This window comes from Sulfurimonas sp. HSL-1656 (assembly GCF_039645585.1).
In the GTDB taxonomy this organism is placed as follows: Bacteria; Campylobacterota; Campylobacteria; order Campylobacterales; family Sulfurimonadaceae; genus Thiomicrolovo; species Thiomicrolovo subterrani.
Genome location: NZ_CP147915.1, coordinates 1977853 through 1994864, shown reverse-complemented (window position 1 = coordinate 1994864; position 17012 = coordinate 1977853). Strand labels below are relative to the sequence as shown.

Here is a 17012-nt window from a genome sequence, read left to right as displayed (position 1 = left end):
CCATGGCAACGCCGTCGCGCTCGCTCGCTTTTCTGCTCCCGAACCTCTTTACCGCCGCAAGCGTTTTCGCCGGCGTCTACAGTATGATCGCCGCGACGCAGGGGCGTTTCGGTTTCGCCGCGTGGATGATCCTGCTCTCCCTGATCTTTGACGGGCTTGACGGCCGCGTCGCCCGCCTGACCAATACCTGCAGCCGTTTCGGCGTCGAGTTCGACTCCCTGGCCGATATCATCGCGTTCGGCGCGGCCCCTGCGATGCTCATCTACCTCTATGCCGGGCATGAGTACGGGCGTTTCGGTGTGCTGGTGAGTGCGCTCTTCGTCATTTTCGGTGCGATCCGACTGGCCCGTTTCAACGTGATGACCGCGCAGTCGGAACCTTCGGTCTTCATCGGGGTGCCTATTCCCACTGCGGCGACGTTTGCGGCCGTACTGGTGCTGCTCTTTACGAAATACGGCGGCCATGCCACCTACGGTTGGATCATCCTCGTCGGTGCGCTGGTGACGGCGCTGCTGATGGTCAGCAATATCCGTTATCCCAGTTTCAAAAAGATCGATATGCATGCCATGCACGTCAAACGGGTCCTGGTGGGTCTGCTCGTGACGGCGTCGCTGATCTTCCTCTATCCCATCGAGGGCGTAGCCCTCTTTTTCACCCTCTATATTCTCTACGGCCCGCTGCGTGCCACATGGTTTTTCTACCAGCGTTATACCCTGCTGCGCCGCTACCGCCGCCGCCATAAGAAGTAACTTCCCTCAAACAGCGTTTTTCAGAGCAGAATCAGACTCGCCAACCCTAGGAAACTGAAGAAGCCGACGATGTCCGTGACCGTCGTCAGCAGGACGGAGGAACCGACGGCGGGATCGATCTGCATTTTCTGCAGCAGCAGGGGGATAAGTGCACCGAAAAAACCTGCCGAGAATAGGTTGATGACCATCGAAGCGGCGATGACGGCGCCGAGCATGGGCATCGAAAACCAGATCCAGGCGACGACCCCGATGACGGCGGCAAAGAGCAGCCCGTTCATCAGGGCGAGGTAGACCTCTTTAAGCACGGTCGCGCGGGCATCCCCGCCGCTGATGTCTCCCAGGGCCATCTGCCGTACGGTGACGGTCAGCGTCTGCGTTCCGGCGTTGCCGCCCATGGAGGCGACAATGGGCATGAGCACGGCCAGGGCGACCAGAGACTGGATCGTTGCATCGAACAGACCGATGACTGCGGAAGCAGCAACGGCGGTGACGAGGTTGATCCCGAGCCAGACGGCCCGGGTCTTTCCGATGCGCAGCAGGCTCTCCTCCTGCTCCGCGGTGTCGCTGACCCCGGCGAGGTTGTAGAGCTGCCCGGTCGCACGCTCCTCGATGATGTCGTAGATATCGTCGGAGGTGATACGCCCCAGCAGCCGTCCGCGGGCATCGACGACCGGTACGACGTTCATGTCGTAATTCTCGGCGATATCGACGATGGTTTTGATGTCGTCGGTCGCCCGGACGGCAACGCGGTTGACGCCTTCGGCTACCAGCGTTTCGTATGAAACCTGTGGGCCGAGGAGGATGAGATCCTCCAGCGGGATGGAACCGAGGAAGGTCCGGTCGCGATCGGTGACGTAGACCTGGAAGACGTTGTCGAGCTCCTTGGCGGCTTTGAGGCGCTTGAGTCTCCGGACTGAGTCGCCGATCTGTTCGTCGATGTAGGCCGAGAAGAGCTCGGTCTGCATGTAGGCCCCCGCCTCTTCCCAGTCATAGGCGATTAGCGTCTCCAGGGTTTCGCGGTCGGAAGCGGGCAGGTTCTGGAGCACTTCGCCGGCGACGGTTTCGTCCACCTCCTCGATGCTGCGGATAAGCTCCGCGGCATCGTCGGTGTCGAGGGTATTGGTGAGGTCGGCGATCTCTTCGGGCGTAAAGTGTTCGATCATCTCCTCGTGGCACGGCTTCGGCAGTTCGACGAGGACCTGTGCCTGCAGGGTCTCGGGCAGGCGCGACAGGAGGGCAAGGTAGGAGGCTTCGTCTTCACTGCGCAGCTGCAGCAGCAGCTCGGCGATATCGTAGGGGTGGACGTCGGCCTCCCGGCCGTCTTCATAACACGCGATCTGCGTTTCAAGGGATGCAATCAGATCCGGGATCGGGGCGGGCATACACTCTCCTTTGGAGTTCTTTCTATAGCCTATCGGCGCGGCGCAAAAATCTTACTGAGATGCTTCGGGGTCGTCGTGGAACACCGATACTTTTTTATCGAGGGTGCCGGTCTGCCTGACGATGAAGGTATCCCCCTCCTGCAGCAGTTTCCTGAATTTGCGGTAGAGCCGGTATTCGATAACGACGGCAAAAAGCCCGAGCACTGCAAGCCCGCTGAGGATGGCGGCAAGGGAGATCCCGAGCGCGTCGAGGATCATAGAGCTGAGGCTGCCCGCGATAATGGCGGCGGAGATGATCAGGGAGCGCAGCATCAGGTAGTCTTTGAGGTCGATCGCCTCCTTCATAAAATCGATTGTATGGACCCGCGAGATCTCAAAGGTGATCGCCTGGAGCGTGAAGATGCTGAGCATCACGTAGGTAAAGAGGACGATGTCGACCTGTACCAGCATGTAGACGAGGATCTGCAGCAGGTCGAGGAGGATGACGGAGAGATAGATGTTGTGAATCCGGACGTGCTTGAAAAACGGCTGCACGAAACCGTCCGATGCGCCCAGGAGCATATAGAGACTGATCATGAAAACGGGCAGGTGCGTCCCTTCGAGTTTCGTCAGAAACGGCATCAGCACCCAGTCGATGAAGGTCGTCACGAAGAGGACGGCGGCCTGCAGTTTGAGCAGGCGGCTGCGCCGGAGTTCGCTGAAAAGTTTGCGGTAGTGACGTGTTGGCATACACGGCCTGCTTTTCCCCCGCCCAAAGAGCGGGAGCGGTGATATTTTCGGAATCATACTCTTTTTTTCGGCGTTTGCAACCGGAAAATTCAGGACGCCTGAAACAGGGCTTTTTCAGAGCTTAGAGGGCGTCCCGGCATCCCGAAAAGGAGGGGGAGATCTGCGAAAATGGATAAGCGTTCTGGGCACAGGATCGCGCATGGGAACCATTTACACTATAATGCGCCGCAATGAATAGAAAGATCTTCGCCCTTGCGATTCCGAATATCGTCAGCAATATCTCCGTGCCGCTGGTCTCGGCGGTCGATACGATGCTGATGGGGCACCAGGGGAGTGCCGAACTGGCCGCACTGGGGCTGGTGAGCATGATCTTCGTCTTCCTCTACGGTTCGCTCAATTTCCTGCGCATGGGGACGACGGGCATGACCGCACAGGCTTTCGGGGCGCACGATGCGCGGGGTATCTCCCTGACGCTCTACCGCGCCCTGCTCGTGACGCTGCTCTTTGCGGGACTGCTGCTGCTGTTCCGGGGGCCTCTGGCCTCTACGGCTTTCGCGTTGATGAACGTCGGGACGGGGTACACGGAAGAGGCGATGCGCTACTTCGAGCTGCGTATCTGGACGGCGCCGGCGGTCCTGATGCTCTATGCACTGACGGGGTGGTACTTCGGGATGCAGAATGCCGTGATCCCGCTCGCGGTCACCCTCTGCATCAACCTCGTCAATATCGTGTTCAGCTACTACTTCGTCATGGAGCTGGGATGGGGGATAGAGGGGGCGGCGTACGGCACGCTCATCGCCCAGTACGCCGGGCTGTTCCTCGCGCTGGCGTTTCTGCTGAAGTACAGAGCGCGTCTGCACCCCTATAACCTTTCGGCGATGCTGCAGCGCAGCGAACTGGGGCGCTTCTTGCACGTCAACAAGGATATCTTCATCCGCACGACGGCGCTGACCTTCGTCTTTGCCTTCTTCTACTCCCAGGCGGCCAAAGAGAGCGAACAGACCCTGACGGTGATGATCCTTCTATTGCAGTTCGTCGTCTGGTTCTCCTATAGTCTCGACGGCTTTGCCAACGCGGCGGAGTCGCTCGTCGGCCGTTATTACGGGGCCGGAGCATGGGAGGATTTTCACCGCGTGATCCGTTACCTCTTCGCCTGGGGCGTCGGTTTCAGCCTGCTGTATATGCTCTTTTACGGCCTCTTCGGCGAGGCGATCCTGCATCTCTACACGGACCAGCAACCCATTATCGATGCGACGCTGCCTTTCATGCCCTACGTTGTCGCCATACCGCTGCTGAGCTTTGCCGCCTTTATCTGGGACGGGGTCTTCATCGGGATGACGGCATCAAGAGCGCTGCGCAACGCGATTCTCTACTCGACCGCGCTCTTCCTCGCGCTTTTTTACCTGACGAAGGGAACGGATTTCACCTATGCGCTCTGGATTAATTTCATGCTTTTCTTCCTGTTCCGGGGCGCGGTTCAGACCTGGATGTTTTTACGCAGAAGAGAGGAGTTGGTCTAGCGGTCCCCGTTGCGGGAACCTTTCAGGATCAGAGGTATTTGTGCAGGACCTGGGGGATTTCGACGGAGCCGTCTTCGTTCTGGAAGTTCTCCATGATGGCGACCATCGTGCGGCCGACGGCGAGGGATGAACCGTTGAGGGTGTGGGCGAGCATGTTTTTCTTGCCCTCTTTGTAGCGGATCTTTGCCCGGCGCGCCTGAAAATCGCGGGTGTTGGAGACGGAACTGATCTCGCGGTAGGTGTTCTGCCCCGGCAGCCACACTTCGAGGTCGATCGTCTTCGCGGCACCGAAGCCGAGGTCGCCGGTACAGAGGGTGACGAGGCGGTGGGGGAGTTCGAGGGCCTTGAGCAGGTCGGAGGCGCAGGCGACCATCTCGTCGAAGACGCGGTCGCTGTCGTCGGCCTTGGTGATACTCACAAGCTCGACTTTGCGGAACTGGTGCTGGCGGATGATGCCGCGGGTGTCACGCCCCGCGGAACCGGCCTCCTTGCGGAAACAGGCCGTGTGGCCCGTCATTTTGACCGGGAGGGCCTCTTCGGGGATGATCTCGTCCTGGAAGAGGTTCGTCAGCGGCACCTCGGCCGTCGGGACGAGGTAGAGGTCTTCGCCTTCGGTTTTATAGAGGTCTTCCTCAAACTTCGGCAGCTGGCCGGTGCCCTCCAGCGCGCGGCTGTTGACGAGTTCGGGCACGCTCATCTCGGTAAAGCCGCGTTCGCGGTTGAAGTCGAGCATGAAGTTGATCAGGGCGCGTTCCAGGCGTGCACCCATATCGTTCATCACGGCAAAACGGCTGTGCGCGACCTTGACGCCGCGTTCGAAATCGATCCACCCGTTGGTTTCGGCCAGCTCCCAGTGCTCTTTCGGGGTGAAGGCGAAGCTGCGCGGTTCGAGGATTTTGGCGATTTCGACATTGTCGTTTTCGTCCGCACCGTCCGGGACGTCGGCATCCGGCATGTTCGGGATCCCCATCGCGAGCGCATCCAGGGCCGCCTCCGCGTCGCGCTGCGCTTCCTGGAGTTCGCCGATGCGGGCTTTGTTCGCGTCAAGCTTCGCTTTCAGCTCGCCGACATCCTTCCCCTCCTTTTTATACTGGGGAAAGAGCTTGCTCATCTGGTTCTGCTCTGCCTGGGCCTCTTCGAAGGCGACCTTTGCCGTTTTAAGTTCTTCGTTGCGCGCTTTGAGTTCGTCGATCAGCTCCGGGCTGACCTTTTTGCGCATCAGTGCGGCACTGACGTTTTCAAAATCTTTCTGAAGCAGTTTGAGGTCGATCATCTGGGTCCCTGGTAAGTGGATTGTCCGGGCGGCAGCGGGCTGCTGCCCGCTTTTTGCGCCGTAAAAGTTGTGCAATTATAGCGAAACGGGCTACAATTACGGCATGAACGAAATGACCTATAAACAGAGGCGGGACCGCCTGTTGTCGAAGATGGAAGAGGGGATCGCCGTGCTGGGAACGGCGACGCTGAAGACCCGTTCCAACGACACGGAGTACCCCTACCGTCAGAACAGCGATTTCTTCTACCTGACCGGTTTCGAAGAGGATAATGCCGCCCTCGTGCTGGTCCGCGGCAGCGACACTTACAAGAGTGTGCTCTTTGTGCAGCCGAAGGTCGAGGAGATGGAGCTGTGGACGGGCAAGCGTACCGGCGTCGACGCGGCGAAGGCGCGGTTTGACGTCGACGAGGTCTTCTCTGTCGAGGCGTTCGAGGAGAAACTGCCGGAGCTGATGCAGAACCTGCCGCGCCTCTACGGTGATATCTTCGGAACGGACGCACGGTTCGAAGCGGCACGGGACGCGGCGGACAAACTGCGCCACAAGCGCGAGACGAAACGGCCCGTGATCCAGCTGATCGACCTCACGCAGATGGTGCGGCAGATGCGGCTGCTCAAGAGCGAGGAGGAGATCGCGACGATCCGTGCGGGGCTGGAGATCACGGCGGCGGCGCACCACCACGCCATGGCGGTCTGTACGCCGGGGATGATGGAGTATGCGCTCCAGGCGGAATATGAGTACATGTTTACCAAGAACGGCGCCTACAGCGACGCCTATACGACGATCATCGCCGGCGGGGACCATGCCAATACCCTGCACTACATTAAAAACGATGCGCCGCTTAACGCGGGGGAGCTTGTCCTTATCGACGCGGGGTGCGAATACCGCCACTATGCGACCGATATCACGCGTACCTTCCCTGTCGACGGCCGTTTCACCGAGGCCCAGAAGGAGGTCTATGAAGCGGTCCTTGACGTTCAGCTCGCCGTCATCGCCCAGATCGGGCCGGGGGTTTTCAAAAGCGAACTGCAGAAAAACGCCGAATGGATGCTCTGTGAAAAGATGGTGAAGCTCGGCATTTTGGAAGGGGAGGTCGATGCGCTGATCGAGGCGAAGGCGCATAAAAAGTATTTCCCCCACGGCATCGGCCACTGGATGGGAATCGATGTCCACGACCAGGCCCCCTATTTTGACGGGGAGGGGAATGAGATCGTCCTGGCCCCCGGGATGGTGCTCACCATCGAGCCGGGGCTCTACCTCCCGGCTTCGGATACATCGTTGCCGGAACGGTACCGCGGCATCGGGATCCGGATCGAAGACGACATCCTCGTGACGGAGAGCGGGCACGAGAACCTCAGCGCGGCCGTGGCGAAGTCGGTCGAGGAGATCGAGGCGCGCTGCGCTCAGAACTGATGGAGGGTGTCGTAAACGGCGCCTGAGGGGGTGAGCGTACTGCGCATCAGCTTCAGCGTTCCCTCCAGTTTCCCCGCGATCACCGCTTCTGTGTTCATCTTCTCCCTTTCAAAACAGCCGATGTCGATCTTCTTGTAGCGCATCAGCGTGACGTGGGGAATGTAGCGGCGGTGGGGCGTCATCGCAAAGGCATGGCTCAGCAGGTGATGCCCTTCCACCAGGGTAGGGTGATCGCTCTCGGCGTAGAGGATACGGTTGTGCGCAAATCGGTCGATGCCTTTGATATAGGCATTCGAGAGGGAAAGATCGCAGCCGCGGACGGTTTCGATGACCTGTTCGGGGAGAAAGCGGTCACCCAGGAAGAGCAGCGTGGCGTGCAGGGAGGCTTCCGGGCGCCAGCGCCCCTCTATGCAGGGGGCGAACGCGTCCCGGATGCCGGTGTAGTCGAACAGTGTCGCCGTCTGGGCGAGGAAAAGACGCATTTACATCTTGATCATGTTTTTGAGTGTCGGGAGGACCTCCGGTTCCAGCCCCAGCTCGTCCATCAGCAGGCGTGTAAGGTCGCTGTCCTCTTTTTCCAGGGCCAGCGTCAGGCCGAAGATTTTCCCAAGGCGTCCCGAGTGCAGTACAAGGGCGTCTTCGATGCTGTTTTCGATGGGAAGGCCGTTGAGCGCCGCCTTGAGCGGGACACCGAGGACCGGCTCCATGAGGGAGATCAGGGCCATGAGGCGTGCCCGTTCAAAGAGCTGCTCGTCTTCGCTCTGCAGGCACGTAATGGTGCAGTGCATCAGGTCGATGCGCTGTTCCATCAGGCTGGAAAGAGGGCTTTTGTCCTCCCGGATCGCCTGGCCGCTTTTGGCGAAGATGATGAGTGAGAGCCAGTGCTTGAGCCGCTCGGCACCCATCTTGATAATGATCTCTTCCATCGAACGGTTCGGGAAGGGGCTGTCGAGCGAGAAGGAGTGCAGGTACTGCAGCAGCTGCATCGAGAGCTCGTTGTGGCTGCGCATCTCCTTGGCGATCTGTTCCATGGGGGTGCCGTCGAGGAGCATGTTGTAGATCTTGACGACCCCCATGTGCTTCGGGTCGACACGGTTGTACTCCATGAGAACTGGGGCGCCGCAGGCGAATCCCTGGAAATACCGGAAACCTTTCTCCTTGTAGGCCTCGAGGACCTCGTCGATCTCGATGCGCTCGGCAATGAGCTGCTTGCCCTTGAAGCGTTCGACGATCGCCGGCAGCAGGTCGTTGTCGGTGGCGCTGGCGTCGATCTTGATGAAATCGATATAAGGGAGCAGCGCGTCGTAAATGCCGCCCATCCCCTGTTTCGTGTCTACATTTTCAAGGGCGAAACGGTATCCGAGGTCATAGAGTTTTTTGAGGACTTCCCCTTCCCGCGTCCCCAGCTGTGCATCGGCGGGGAGAGAGAAGACAAAGGGTTTCGGCGGCACCGCAAGCAGGAGATCCGTCAGGAGGACCGACGAATCGATGTTGATAAAGAGGGTATGCCTTTCGGCGGCTTTCTGCAGCCCGATCTGGTTGAGCAGCGCCACGAGCAGGGCTGCGGTCGCGGCCCGCGCATTCTCAAACCCGCTCTCACCGATGCTGTTGCGGTAGAAAAACTCATAGCCGAAGGTGTTCTTATCTGCATCCACGATGGGCTGCCGCGCAAAAGTGTGTGTCGTTTTCATTCTCAAGAACTCCCGTTCACTATTTATTCCTGTGGGTGTTCTTATCTTACCCCAAAATGGAAGTTAATGTTCTTAAATGGGGTTCAGGTCTGCCTACGTTAATATTGCACAGCCTATTTACGAGAAACGGAAAAAGCATGTCCCAACCCAAAACGATTTATCTGAAAGAGTATGAAGCCCCGGCATACCAGATCCTGACGGCAGAGCTGACGTTCGAGATTTTCGAAGAGCATACGCTGGTCATCAACCGCATGACGGTCAAGCGCCGCGGCGACGTGCCGGTACCATTGGTCCTTGACGGTGATGATCTCAAACTGCTCTGCGTCAAGGTCGATGACGTCAAGATCCCCGACGAAGCCTATACGCGTGATGCGGAGGCATTGACGATCTTCGACCCGGGTGCGGAAGCGACGGTTCAGGTCGTCACGAAGATCTACCCGGACCAGAATACGGCCCTCGAGGGGCTCTACCGCTCCGGCGGCATCTACTGTACCCAGTGCGAGCCGCACGGTTTCCGCCGCATCACCTACTTTATCGACCGCCCCGACAACATGAGCATCTTTACCGTCAAGGTGATCGCGGAGCAGGCCGGCTGCCCGGTGCTGCTGAGCAACGGGAACCTGGAAGAGGAGGGGAGCTTCCCCGACGGGCGCCACTACGCCCTCTGGCATGACCCCTTCCCGAAACCCTCCTACCTCTTTGCGCTGGTCGCAGGAGACCTGGGACACATCAGTGACTCCTTTACGACGGCGGAGGGGAACACGGTGGCACTGAACATCTACGTCGACAAAGGCAACGAAAGCCGTGCCGACCACGCCATGCGTTCGCTCAAAGCGTCGATGCGCTGGGACGAAGAGACCTACGGCCGCAGCTACGACCTCTCCGTCTACAACATCGTCGCGGTGGACAGCTTCAACATGGGGGCGATGGAGAACAAGGGGCTCAACGTCTTCAACTCCCACTACGTCCTGGCCGACGAGGAGACGGCGACGGATGCCGACTTCCTGGGGATCGAGAGCGTGATTGCGCACGAGTATTTCCACAACTGGACGGGGAACCGCATCACCTGCCGCGACTGGTTCCAGCTGACCCTCAAAGAGGGGCTTACCGTCTTCCGCGACCAGAGCTTCAGTGCCGACATGCAGTCCGAAGTGGTCCAGCGCATCCGCGATGTCGACATGCTGCGCGAGCGGCAGTTCCCCGAAGATGCCGGCCCGACCGCGCACCCCATCAAACCCGAACAGTACATCGAGATCAACAACTTCTATACGGCGACGGTCTACGAAAAGGGCTCGGAAGTGATCCGTATGCTCAACACTATCCTGGGGGAGAAGGCGTGGCGCGCGGCCATGGATCTCTACTTCGAGACCTTCGACGGCCAGGCGGTGCGGACGGAGGATTTCCTCTGGGCGATGCAGCAGCACAGCCCGATAGACCTCACGCAGTTCGCGCGGTGGTACTCCCAGGAGCGCACCCCCTCGCTCTGCGCGGAGCACTCCTATGATGCGGCCACGGGCAGGCTGACGCTGAAGCTGGAGCAGATCGTCCCTGACGCGGTAGACGGCCGGAAGCAGGAGCCCTACTGCATGCCGCTGCGCCTGGCGCTGCTGGGGCACGGCGGCGAAACGCTCCCGCTGCAGCTTGAGGGCGACACCGCGGCACAGCCGCTGCTCGAACGCGGTATCTTGCTGGTGACCCGTGAAGAGGAGAGCTTCACCTTCGGCGGGCTGGCTTCCGAACCCGCGCTGTCGCTCAACCGTCATTTCGGCGCGCCGGTCGTTATGGAGTACCCGCAGGCGGACGTCATGAACCTGATGCGCTATGACAGCGACGGGTTCGTACGGTACGAAGCGGCCCAGTCCTTTGCGCGTTCGACGCTCGAGGCGATGATGCGCGGCGAAGCGGTCAGTCCCCAGTTCCTGCAGAGCTTCAGCCATATTCTCGAAGACGAATCTCTTGACCTGCAGTTCAAGGCGCAGCTGCTCTCCCTGCCGACGGTGACGATGCTGATGCAGGCACAGCAGAGTGTCGATGTGCACGCCATTCTCGAAGCTTCCGACGCGCTGAAGCGCGAGATCGCCGTGGCCTGCGAGGCGACGATGCGCCGTCTGTACGAGGGGCTTCACCGTGCCGAACACGTGGGACTCGAGGCGGAGAGCATCGGTGCCCGTGCGCTCAAGAACCGCCTGCTCGGCTACCTGATGGCGCAGCAGGATTCGAAGAGCATCGCTGCCGCCCTGGCCCAGTACGAAGCAAGCCGGACGATGACGGACCGTCTGGCCGCACTGCAACTGCTGCACCACGGCGCACCGGCAGCGGCCGAAGCGCCGATGCGCGACTTCTACGCACGCTACAGCACGGATATGCTGGTGATGACGAAGTATTTCAGCGTCATCGCCTCCTCCCCGCAGCCCGATACGCTCTCAAAAGTGCATGCGGCGATGGAGGATGAGGTCTTCAACATCAAGGTCCCGAACCTCGTGCGCGCATTGATCGGAAGTTTTGCCCGCAACCCTTATCATTTCCACGCCTATGACGGCAGCGGCTACGCCTTCGTTGCCGAGCAGATCATCGCCCTCGATGCGATCAACCCGATGATCGCGGCAGGGCTGGCGGGCGCGTACAAGACCTACAACCGGCTGAACCCGCACAGCCGGGCGCAGATGCGCGACGCGCTGGAGAAGGTACAGGCGCACCGGGGCATTTCTAAAAACGTTTACGAGATCGTCGGAAAGATTCTGGCGGGATAGGCGCAGCCGCCCTACGCTTCGTTCCGGCGGATGAGGTGCCGGAAGAGCTGCAGGATGCCGCGGAAGAGAAGCACGATCAGATAGACCGGCAGCGTGTAGAGGAGGGGGTGAAAGTAATTCTCCCTTCCCAGCATCTGCGACAGGCGCGAAGCCGGATCGCCCAGCAGGTCCGGGTGCAGCAGCAGTGACAGTGTGATCAGAAGGAGCAGGAAGAGCACTCCCTCTTTTATCACGTATTTCCGCATTTTCTACATCAACCCCCGCATCATCAGATACCAGTACATCGGTTTGAGCATGTACAGGTCAAAGGCCCACCACGCCCAGCGCGCTTCGCCGACGGCAAGCGGGAAGGAGGGCGCGGCACCGTCGTAGTCGAACTCGGCCAGGATGATTTTACCATACTGCGTTTTGAGGGGACAGACGGTATAACCGTCAAATTTCTCCTTCGGTTCCTTGCCCTCCATCTGCGCCAGCAGGTTGGCGACCATGATCGGCCCGTGGTGGCGGGCACTGCCCCCCGTTTTGCCCAGCGGGATTCCGCAGACATCCCCGATACCGAAGACATTGGGATAGCGCAGGTGCTGCAGGGTGTAGCGGTCCACTTCGAGCCACCCTTTGGCGGAGCCCTTCTGCCACCCCAGCGGCGAGGAGGCGACGGCGTCGGGCGCGCTCATCGGCGGGACGACATGGAGGAAGTCGTACGGCATCTCCACGCGGTCGACCTTGGTGATCATATCGTACTCTTCGAGGTCCTCGTCGTAGTCACCCTGGACCTCGTACTTGTGTTCGAAGGTCGCGACTTTGCCGGCGGCATCGACGGCGACGAGGTTATGGCCGAACTTGTTGGTGATGTTGCCGTAGCGCGGCTGAACCTCTTCGACGAGGGTCTTGTTCACCTCCGGCACGCCGAAGAGGCTGCCGCTCGTCGTCGCAAAGGTGAACGCCGCGCTGAGACCGTCGCGCTTGAGGAAGTCGTCGCTGAGGTAGAGGATCTTCTGCGGGGCGCCGCCGCACTTGATCGGCGTGCCCGGCTGGGTACAGATGACCTTCGGATTCCCTGTTTTCGCCGCGGCTTTGAGATCGTTGAACCACTGCCAGGTGATCGAACCGCCGTCGGCCGTCCCCTTTTCGGGGTCGTTCAGGTAGACACTGGAGATGCCGTTTTGGCCGATCATGTCGGCACTCAGCCCCTCGATCCATTCGTAATGGTACTGCAGGCCCGTTGCAACGACGAGGTAGTCGTAGGCGATCTCCTCGCCCGCACGGGTGATGACCCTGTTGTTGTCGGGATCGAAGGTCTTGACCTCGTCCTTGATCCAGTTGACGTCTTCGGGGATGAACTCCCGGTTCTCTTTGACGATATCATCGAAGGTGTATTCGCCCGCGGCCATAAAGACCTGGCCCGGCTGGTAAAGATGCTTTTCGTTCGGGGCGATGAGGGTGATGTCGGGATCGGAGAGGGCGCGGTGCAGGCGCGCCATCGCCATGATACCGCCCGCACCCCCGCCGACGATAACGATCTTGCCCTTGGCCTCCGAGGCCCGGGCTTCGTTGAAACTGCTGCTGCCGCTGCCGGCAAGGACGCCGGCGGCAATCGGGGAGATCCCCATCAGTTTGAGCGCCTCGCGGCGCGACAGGTTGACCGGAGGCGTGTTGGTCTCCGGGGATTCAAATCGTTTTTTCATATTCATTTATTCCACTCCTTAGGTTCCCGTACCGTACGAAACGGCAGGGGAGGTCGTTTTGACGGTAGCGTCAGTATCGGTAGGTGACGGCCAGCCGCAGGTCCGTCGCCGTGATATCCGTTTTCACAGGGGCCACCCACCCGGCACAGTTGATATTGGGCGTATAGTCGTGCTGGACATAGGTGTAGCGGATCTGCGACGGCAGGTATTTGACGCCGAAGAGGTCGAAGTTCCAGTACGCTTCATAGGCGTTCCCGCGTACAGCGAGCTTGGAGCCTATTGCCGTATCTTCCGCCCAGTTCATCGGCGTCCAGTATTTTGAACCGTGGTTATACTCAAAGCCGAGTCGGCCGCGCTCGGTGAGCATATCCGGGATGATGATCCCGGCCCAGACGGAGCTGCCGCTGCGGCTCCCGCCGTCGGCGGAACCAAGGAGCGTGTAACCGTTTTTGGCGTCGTAGTGCGTATAGGCACCGGAGACGAAGAGGGTCGTCTCATCCAGGAAATCGCTGATCTCTTCGCCGATACCGCTCACTTTCAGCCCGACGGAGAAGAGGTCGGCCGACCCGGATGCCGCCTTGGGGATGTTCCCGTCGAGTTTCATCCCCTTGGTGTTGAAGATATGCGCCCACTGGTACATCACATGGTACTGCCCGTCATCATAGGCGTTCCCCGGCATGACAAAGAAATCGACACTGGTGTCTTCGAGCGTCGTATTGACGTCACCGCCGCTCAGAGCGTAGGGCATGCGTGCACCCGAGACGTCGCCGTAGACGTCCTGCATCTCCCCGCTGTGCGCGCGGCCGAACACGAATTTGGTATAGGCACCGTCGATGAAGCGGCTCCAGTCGAGACGGACCATGGCGCCGTTGACTTCCATATTGGTGATGTGTGCGAGCGGGGAACCGGGGTCGGCTTCGTTTTCCCGGTAATTGGCGAGGAACCCGTTGGTGGAGGGGCGCCGGCCGACCGAGACGCTGACCGGCTGTCCGCCGAGTTCGTCGGAGTAGACGAAATAGGCTTCCTTGATGCGCATGACGGTGTCGGAGGCTTTGGAGCTCGCCGCCCAGTCTTTCAGTGCGGGGTCGGTCACGTAAAGATGGCTGCCCCAGGTGGAGTAGACGGCAAGTTTGCCCTGGAAGGTGAGCCCCTCCGTCGGGGCCGCACCCATGGTCAGGTAGAGGCGGCTGGTGAGCAGCGAAGGGTTGGTCGCATAGGTGTCGGCGTCATTGTTCCGGTAATCGATGACGTCGACGGCATTTCTGAAGTCGAGCCCGAACTTGACATTGTCGTTCGCGCTCTGCGCATTGACCTGGCTCAGTTTTTTGTTGGTGCGCTTTTGCTGTTGCTCGAGTTTTTGCACTTTTTGCATCAGCGCGTCGATCTCCGCCTGCATCGATGCATCGTCGGCGGCAAGCGCGCCGGCGAACAGACTCAACACGGCAGTCGAAAGAAGGGTTTTTCGCATAATAATCCTTTAGGGTAACGGGAATCGGTTGTAAAGAAGCGGGGCCGAAAAGGCGTGGCCCCCCTAGTGAAGTTGTGATGCGGTTAGCAAGAAGGGATGTTTCCGCTGTCGCTGGCGAAGTCGTGGACGAAGTCGTAAAGGTGCTCTTCAAATTTGCTTTTGAACTTGCCGCTTTCAAAGAAACTTTTGCCTTCGGGGCAGGCCTCCGTCATCATTTCGGCGAGGTTGCCGCTCTCTTTAGCCTCTTCCCACTCCATCTGCGTATGTTTCGCCGCGAAGACGGCACCGGTCATCCCGCAGGTCGCTTTGAGCTTCTTCTGATAGAGGCGCTGACCTTTGTCGGCATCGGCGTAGAGGGAGGTTGTGAGGAGGCCAAGGCCCAGCAGTGCGGAGGTAGTGAGTTTTCCAAAAGTTGTCATTTTTTTCCTTTGACGATGAAATTGATGAAAATGAATAGTACTAACGTCAAAATTAAAATAAGATAAAATTAGAATAATTATAATCAATGATTATTTTGTTAATTTCTTCGTCATTTTCCTTAAAGATTAAATGTAAATTTATGAAACATGTTGGAGAATAAGTTAAGCAGAACTTATCAAAGTGATAATTTTGTGACTCCAGGGTCGTAGAATTGTCATGAATGTATTTTTTTGCACTAAAATCTTCGTGAGTTTATGCGATGATAAGAGAAGGAGTAAGCATGGCAAGATTAGTCGTACTCGGCGGCGGTGTTGCCGGCCATACGGCGGCAACATTCGCCGCTAAGTGGCTGGGTAAAGAGCATGAAGTCGTCGTTGTGACACCGAATTCAAAGTGGAACTGGATTCCGTCGAACATCTGGGTTGGCGTCGGTGAGATGACAAAAGAAGATGTCACTTTCGATCTGGCACCGGTTTACGCGAAAGCGGGTATTACCTATAAACAGGCGAAAGCGGTTTCGATCAATCCGGAGGGGGATGCGAATTCCGACAAGCCGTTTGTGACGATCGAATACACGGCGCAGGACAAAGCCGGTGAGAATGAAGATGTCACTTTTGATTATCTGATCAACGCCACGGGTCCGAAACTGAACTTCGGTGCGACTCCGGGGCTGGGCGAAGGCAGCGAGATCGGTACGCATACCGTTTCCGTCTGTACCGCCGACCACGCCGTCCATGCGAGCGAAGAGCTGAACAAGGTCTTCGAGAAAGCGAAAGCGGGTGAAAAGCAGAAGATCCTCGTCGGGACCGGCCACGGTATGTGTACCTGCCAGGGTGCGGCGTTCGAGTACATCTTCAACATTGAACACGAAGCGCGCAAAGCGGGCATCCGCGACAATGTCGAGATCAAGTGGATCTCCAACGAATCCTTCCTCGGTGACTTCGGTATGGGCGGTCTTCATATGAAAGTCGGCGGCTACGTCGTCAGCTCCCGTATCTTTACCGAGTCCCTCTTTGCCGAGCGCGGTGTCGATTACGTGATCGGCGCGCACGTCAACAAGGTTGAAGCGGGTAAAGTCGATTACGAACTGCTTGACGGTTCCACCGGCGAAGAGAATTTCGATTTCGCGATGCTGATCCCGCCGTTTGCGGGTGTCGGCCTCAAAGCCTACAACAAAGCGGGCGAAGAGATCACCGACACGGTTTTCGCACCGAACGGCTTTATGAAAGTCGACGCGGATTACACGCCGAAACCGTACGAAGAGTGGAAAGCGAGCGACTGGCCGCGTACCTACCAGAACCCGACGTACAAGAACATGTTCGCCGCGGGTATCGCGTTCGCACCGCCGCATATCATCTCCAAACCGATGAAATCGCCCAACGGCACGGTGATCAACCCGACACCGCCGCGGACGGGTATGCCTTCGGGTATCATGGGCAAGGCTGTTGCGCACTCCGTCGTCGACCTGATCAAGAACGGCGAGAATGCACACCTGCATGAAGCTTCCATGGCAGAGATGGGTGCGGCCTGTGTCGCTTCCGCCGGTAAAGGGTGGCTCAACGGCCAGGCGGCCGCGATGACCGTCTACCCGGTCGTTCCGGACTTCGACAAGTACCCGGGTACGGGCCGTGATACGGACTATACCTTCGGAGAGATCGGTCTGGCAGGACACTGGATCAAGCACATCCTGCACTACCTCTTTATCTACAAAGCGAAGCTCAAGCCGGGCTGGACGCTGATTCCGGAATAAGAAAGGAGGAGATGAATATGAGACAAGAAGAAGTGAATTTCGCGCTGAATGACAAGTTTAACACCTCGATGATCCCGGGCCGTTTCGCCCGGATGATGCGTACGTGTAAAATCTGGCAGTTCATCCGTTTTGTGATCATCAACATCAAGATGATCATCGTCGTCCGTAAAAGCCACGGATAACA

15 protein-coding genes are annotated in these 17012 nt (G+C 58.8%); 6 read left to right on the top strand and 9 right to left on the bottom strand.

The annotated features are described in order from the left end of the window. Window positions 1–2 precede the first annotated feature (2 nt). Window positions 3–749: a CDP-diacylglycerol--serine O-phosphatidyltransferase gene (gene pssA / locus WCX49_RS10345; protein WP_345985010.1), complete on the top strand. Its 747-nt coding sequence runs from the start codon at window positions 3–5 to the stop codon at window positions 747–749. A gap of 20 nt (window positions 750–769) precedes the next feature. On the opposite strand, the gene mgtE is transcribed toward pssA, so the two are convergent. Together mgtE and WCX49_RS10335 are read right to left on the bottom strand one after the other, a co-directional pair. Beyond that, on the bottom strand, window positions 770–2131 hold the full coding sequence (gene mgtE / locus WCX49_RS10340; protein ID WP_345985009.1) for a magnesium transporter: 1362 nt from the start codon (window positions 2129–2131) through the stop codon (window positions 770–772). Window positions 2132–2182: 51 nt separating this feature from the next. Further along, on the bottom strand, window positions 2183–2860 hold the full coding sequence (locus WCX49_RS10335) for a hypothetical protein (RefSeq protein ID WP_345985008.1): 678 nt from the start codon (window positions 2858–2860) through the stop codon (window positions 2183–2185). A gap of 230 nt (window positions 2861–3090) precedes the next feature. On the opposite strand from WCX49_RS10335, the gene WCX49_RS10330 reads away from it, so the two are divergent. Next, complete coding sequence (locus WCX49_RS10330) at window positions 3091–4380, top strand: MATE family efflux transporter (protein WP_345985007.1); 1290 nt, start codon at window positions 3091–3093, stop codon at window positions 4378–4380. A gap of 28 nt (window positions 4381–4408) precedes the next feature. On the opposite strand, the gene serS is transcribed toward WCX49_RS10330, so the two are convergent. Beyond that, entirely contained in the window at window positions 4409–5653 is a 1245-nt protein-coding gene (serS, locus tag WCX49_RS10325; protein WP_345985006.1) for a serine--tRNA ligase, read from the bottom strand. A gap of 103 nt (window positions 5654–5756) precedes the next feature. Here serS and WCX49_RS10320 point away from each other — a divergent pair, with 103 nt between their 5' ends. Then, entirely contained in the window at window positions 5757–7064 is a 1308-nt protein-coding gene (locus WCX49_RS10320; RefSeq protein WP_345985005.1) for an aminopeptidase P N-terminal domain-containing protein, read from the top strand. On the opposite strand, the gene WCX49_RS10315 is transcribed toward WCX49_RS10320, so the two are convergent. Together WCX49_RS10315 and WCX49_RS10310 are read right to left on the bottom strand one after the other, a co-directional pair. Next, window positions 7055–7546: a hypothetical protein gene (locus WCX49_RS10315; RefSeq protein ID WP_345985004.1), complete on the bottom strand. Its 492-nt coding sequence runs from the start codon at window positions 7544–7546 to the stop codon at window positions 7055–7057. The two genes, WCX49_RS10320 and WCX49_RS10315, sit on opposite strands and share 10 nt — an antisense overlap. After that, window positions 7547–8755 (bottom strand): EAL domain-containing protein, encoded by a 1209-nt coding sequence (locus WCX49_RS10310; RefSeq protein WP_345985003.1) that lies wholly within the window; start codon window positions 8753–8755, stop codon window positions 7547–7549. A 137-nt stretch (window positions 8756–8892) separates the two neighbouring features. Between WCX49_RS10310 and pepN the strand changes: the two genes are divergently transcribed. Beyond that, the gene (gene pepN / locus WCX49_RS10305) at window positions 8893–11505 is read left to right on the top strand and encodes an aminopeptidase N (protein WP_345985002.1); all 2613 of its coding nucleotides are present in this window, start codon (window positions 8893–8895) and stop codon (window positions 11503–11505) included. 11 nt (window positions 11506–11516) lie between these two features. Here pepN and WCX49_RS10300 read toward each other — a convergent pair whose 3' ends face one another. From WCX49_RS10300 to WCX49_RS10285, 4 genes are all read right to left on the bottom strand, one after another. Continuing rightward, window positions 11517–11738, bottom strand: coding sequence for a hypothetical protein (locus WCX49_RS10300; RefSeq protein ID WP_345985001.1), 222 nt, complete (start codon window positions 11736–11738; stop codon window positions 11517–11519). A 15-nt stretch (window positions 11739–11753) separates the two neighbouring features. Then, entirely contained in the window at window positions 11754–13190 is a 1437-nt protein-coding gene (locus WCX49_RS10295) for an FAD/NAD(P)-binding oxidoreductase (protein WP_345985000.1), read from the bottom strand. Between the two features lie 70 nt (window positions 13191–13260). Next, window positions 13261–14658, bottom strand: a complete 1398-nt coding sequence (locus WCX49_RS10290; RefSeq protein ID WP_345984999.1) for a DUF3373 family protein — start codon at window positions 14656–14658, stop codon at window positions 13261–13263. 83 nt (window positions 14659–14741) lie between these two features. Further along, window positions 14742–15077 (bottom strand): cytochrome C, encoded by a 336-nt coding sequence (locus WCX49_RS10285; RefSeq protein ID WP_345984998.1) that lies wholly within the window; start codon window positions 15075–15077, stop codon window positions 14742–14744. Window positions 15078–15358: 281 nt separating this feature from the next. Between WCX49_RS10285 and WCX49_RS10280 the strand changes: the two genes are divergently transcribed. Together WCX49_RS10280 and WCX49_RS10275 are read left to right on the top strand one after the other, a co-directional pair. Continuing rightward, window positions 15359–16828: an FAD-dependent oxidoreductase gene (locus WCX49_RS10280; protein ID WP_345984997.1), complete on the top strand. Its 1470-nt coding sequence runs from the start codon at window positions 15359–15361 to the stop codon at window positions 16826–16828. A 17-nt stretch (window positions 16829–16845) separates the two neighbouring features. Further along, window positions 16846–17010 (top strand): hypothetical protein, encoded by a 165-nt coding sequence (locus WCX49_RS10275; RefSeq protein WP_231018948.1) that lies wholly within the window; start codon window positions 16846–16848, stop codon window positions 17008–17010. Window positions 17011–17012: the final 2 nt, after the last annotated feature.

Coding starts and splice junctions, on each gene's coding strand:
- pssA (WP_345985010.1), top strand. CDS start 3: ATGGCAACGCCGTCGCGCTCGCTCGCTTTTCTGCTCCCGAACCTCTTT.
- mgtE (WP_345985009.1), bottom strand. CDS start 2,131: ATGCCCGCCCCGATCCCGGATCTGATTGCATCCCTTGAAACGCAGATC.
- WCX49_RS10335 (WP_345985008.1), bottom strand. CDS start 2,860: ATGCCAACACGTCACTACCGCAAACTTTTCAGCGAACTCCGGCGCAGC.
- WCX49_RS10330 (WP_345985007.1), top strand. CDS start 3,091: ATGAATAGAAAGATCTTCGCCCTTGCGATTCCGAATATCGTCAGCAAT.
- serS (WP_345985006.1), bottom strand. CDS start 5,653: ATGATCGACCTCAAACTGCTTCAGAAAGATTTTGAAAACGTCAGTGCC.
- WCX49_RS10320 (WP_345985005.1), top strand. CDS start 5,757: ATGAACGAAATGACCTATAAACAGAGGCGGGACCGCCTGTTGTCGAAG.
- WCX49_RS10315 (WP_345985004.1), bottom strand. CDS start 7,546: ATGCGTCTTTTCCTCGCCCAGACGGCGACACTGTTCGACTACACCGGC.
- WCX49_RS10310 (WP_345985003.1), bottom strand. CDS start 8,755: ATGAAAACGACACACACTTTTGCGCGGCAGCCCATCGTGGATGCAGAT.
- pepN (WP_345985002.1), top strand. CDS start 8,893: ATGTCCCAACCCAAAACGATTTATCTGAAAGAGTATGAAGCCCCGGCA.
- WCX49_RS10295 (WP_345985000.1), bottom strand. CDS start 13,190: ATGAAAAAACGATTTGAATCCCCGGAGACCAACACGCCTCCGGTCAAC.
- WCX49_RS10290 (WP_345984999.1), bottom strand. CDS start 14,658: ATGCGAAAAACCCTTCTTTCGACTGCCGTGTTGAGTCTGTTCGCCGGC.
- WCX49_RS10285 (WP_345984998.1), bottom strand. CDS start 15,077: ATGACAACTTTTGGAAAACTCACTACCTCCGCACTGCTGGGCCTTGGC.
- WCX49_RS10280 (WP_345984997.1), top strand. CDS start 15,359: ATGGCAAGATTAGTCGTACTCGGCGGCGGTGTTGCCGGCCATACGGCG.
- WCX49_RS10275 (WP_231018948.1), top strand. CDS start 16,846: ATGAGACAAGAAGAAGTGAATTTCGCGCTGAATGACAAGTTTAACACC.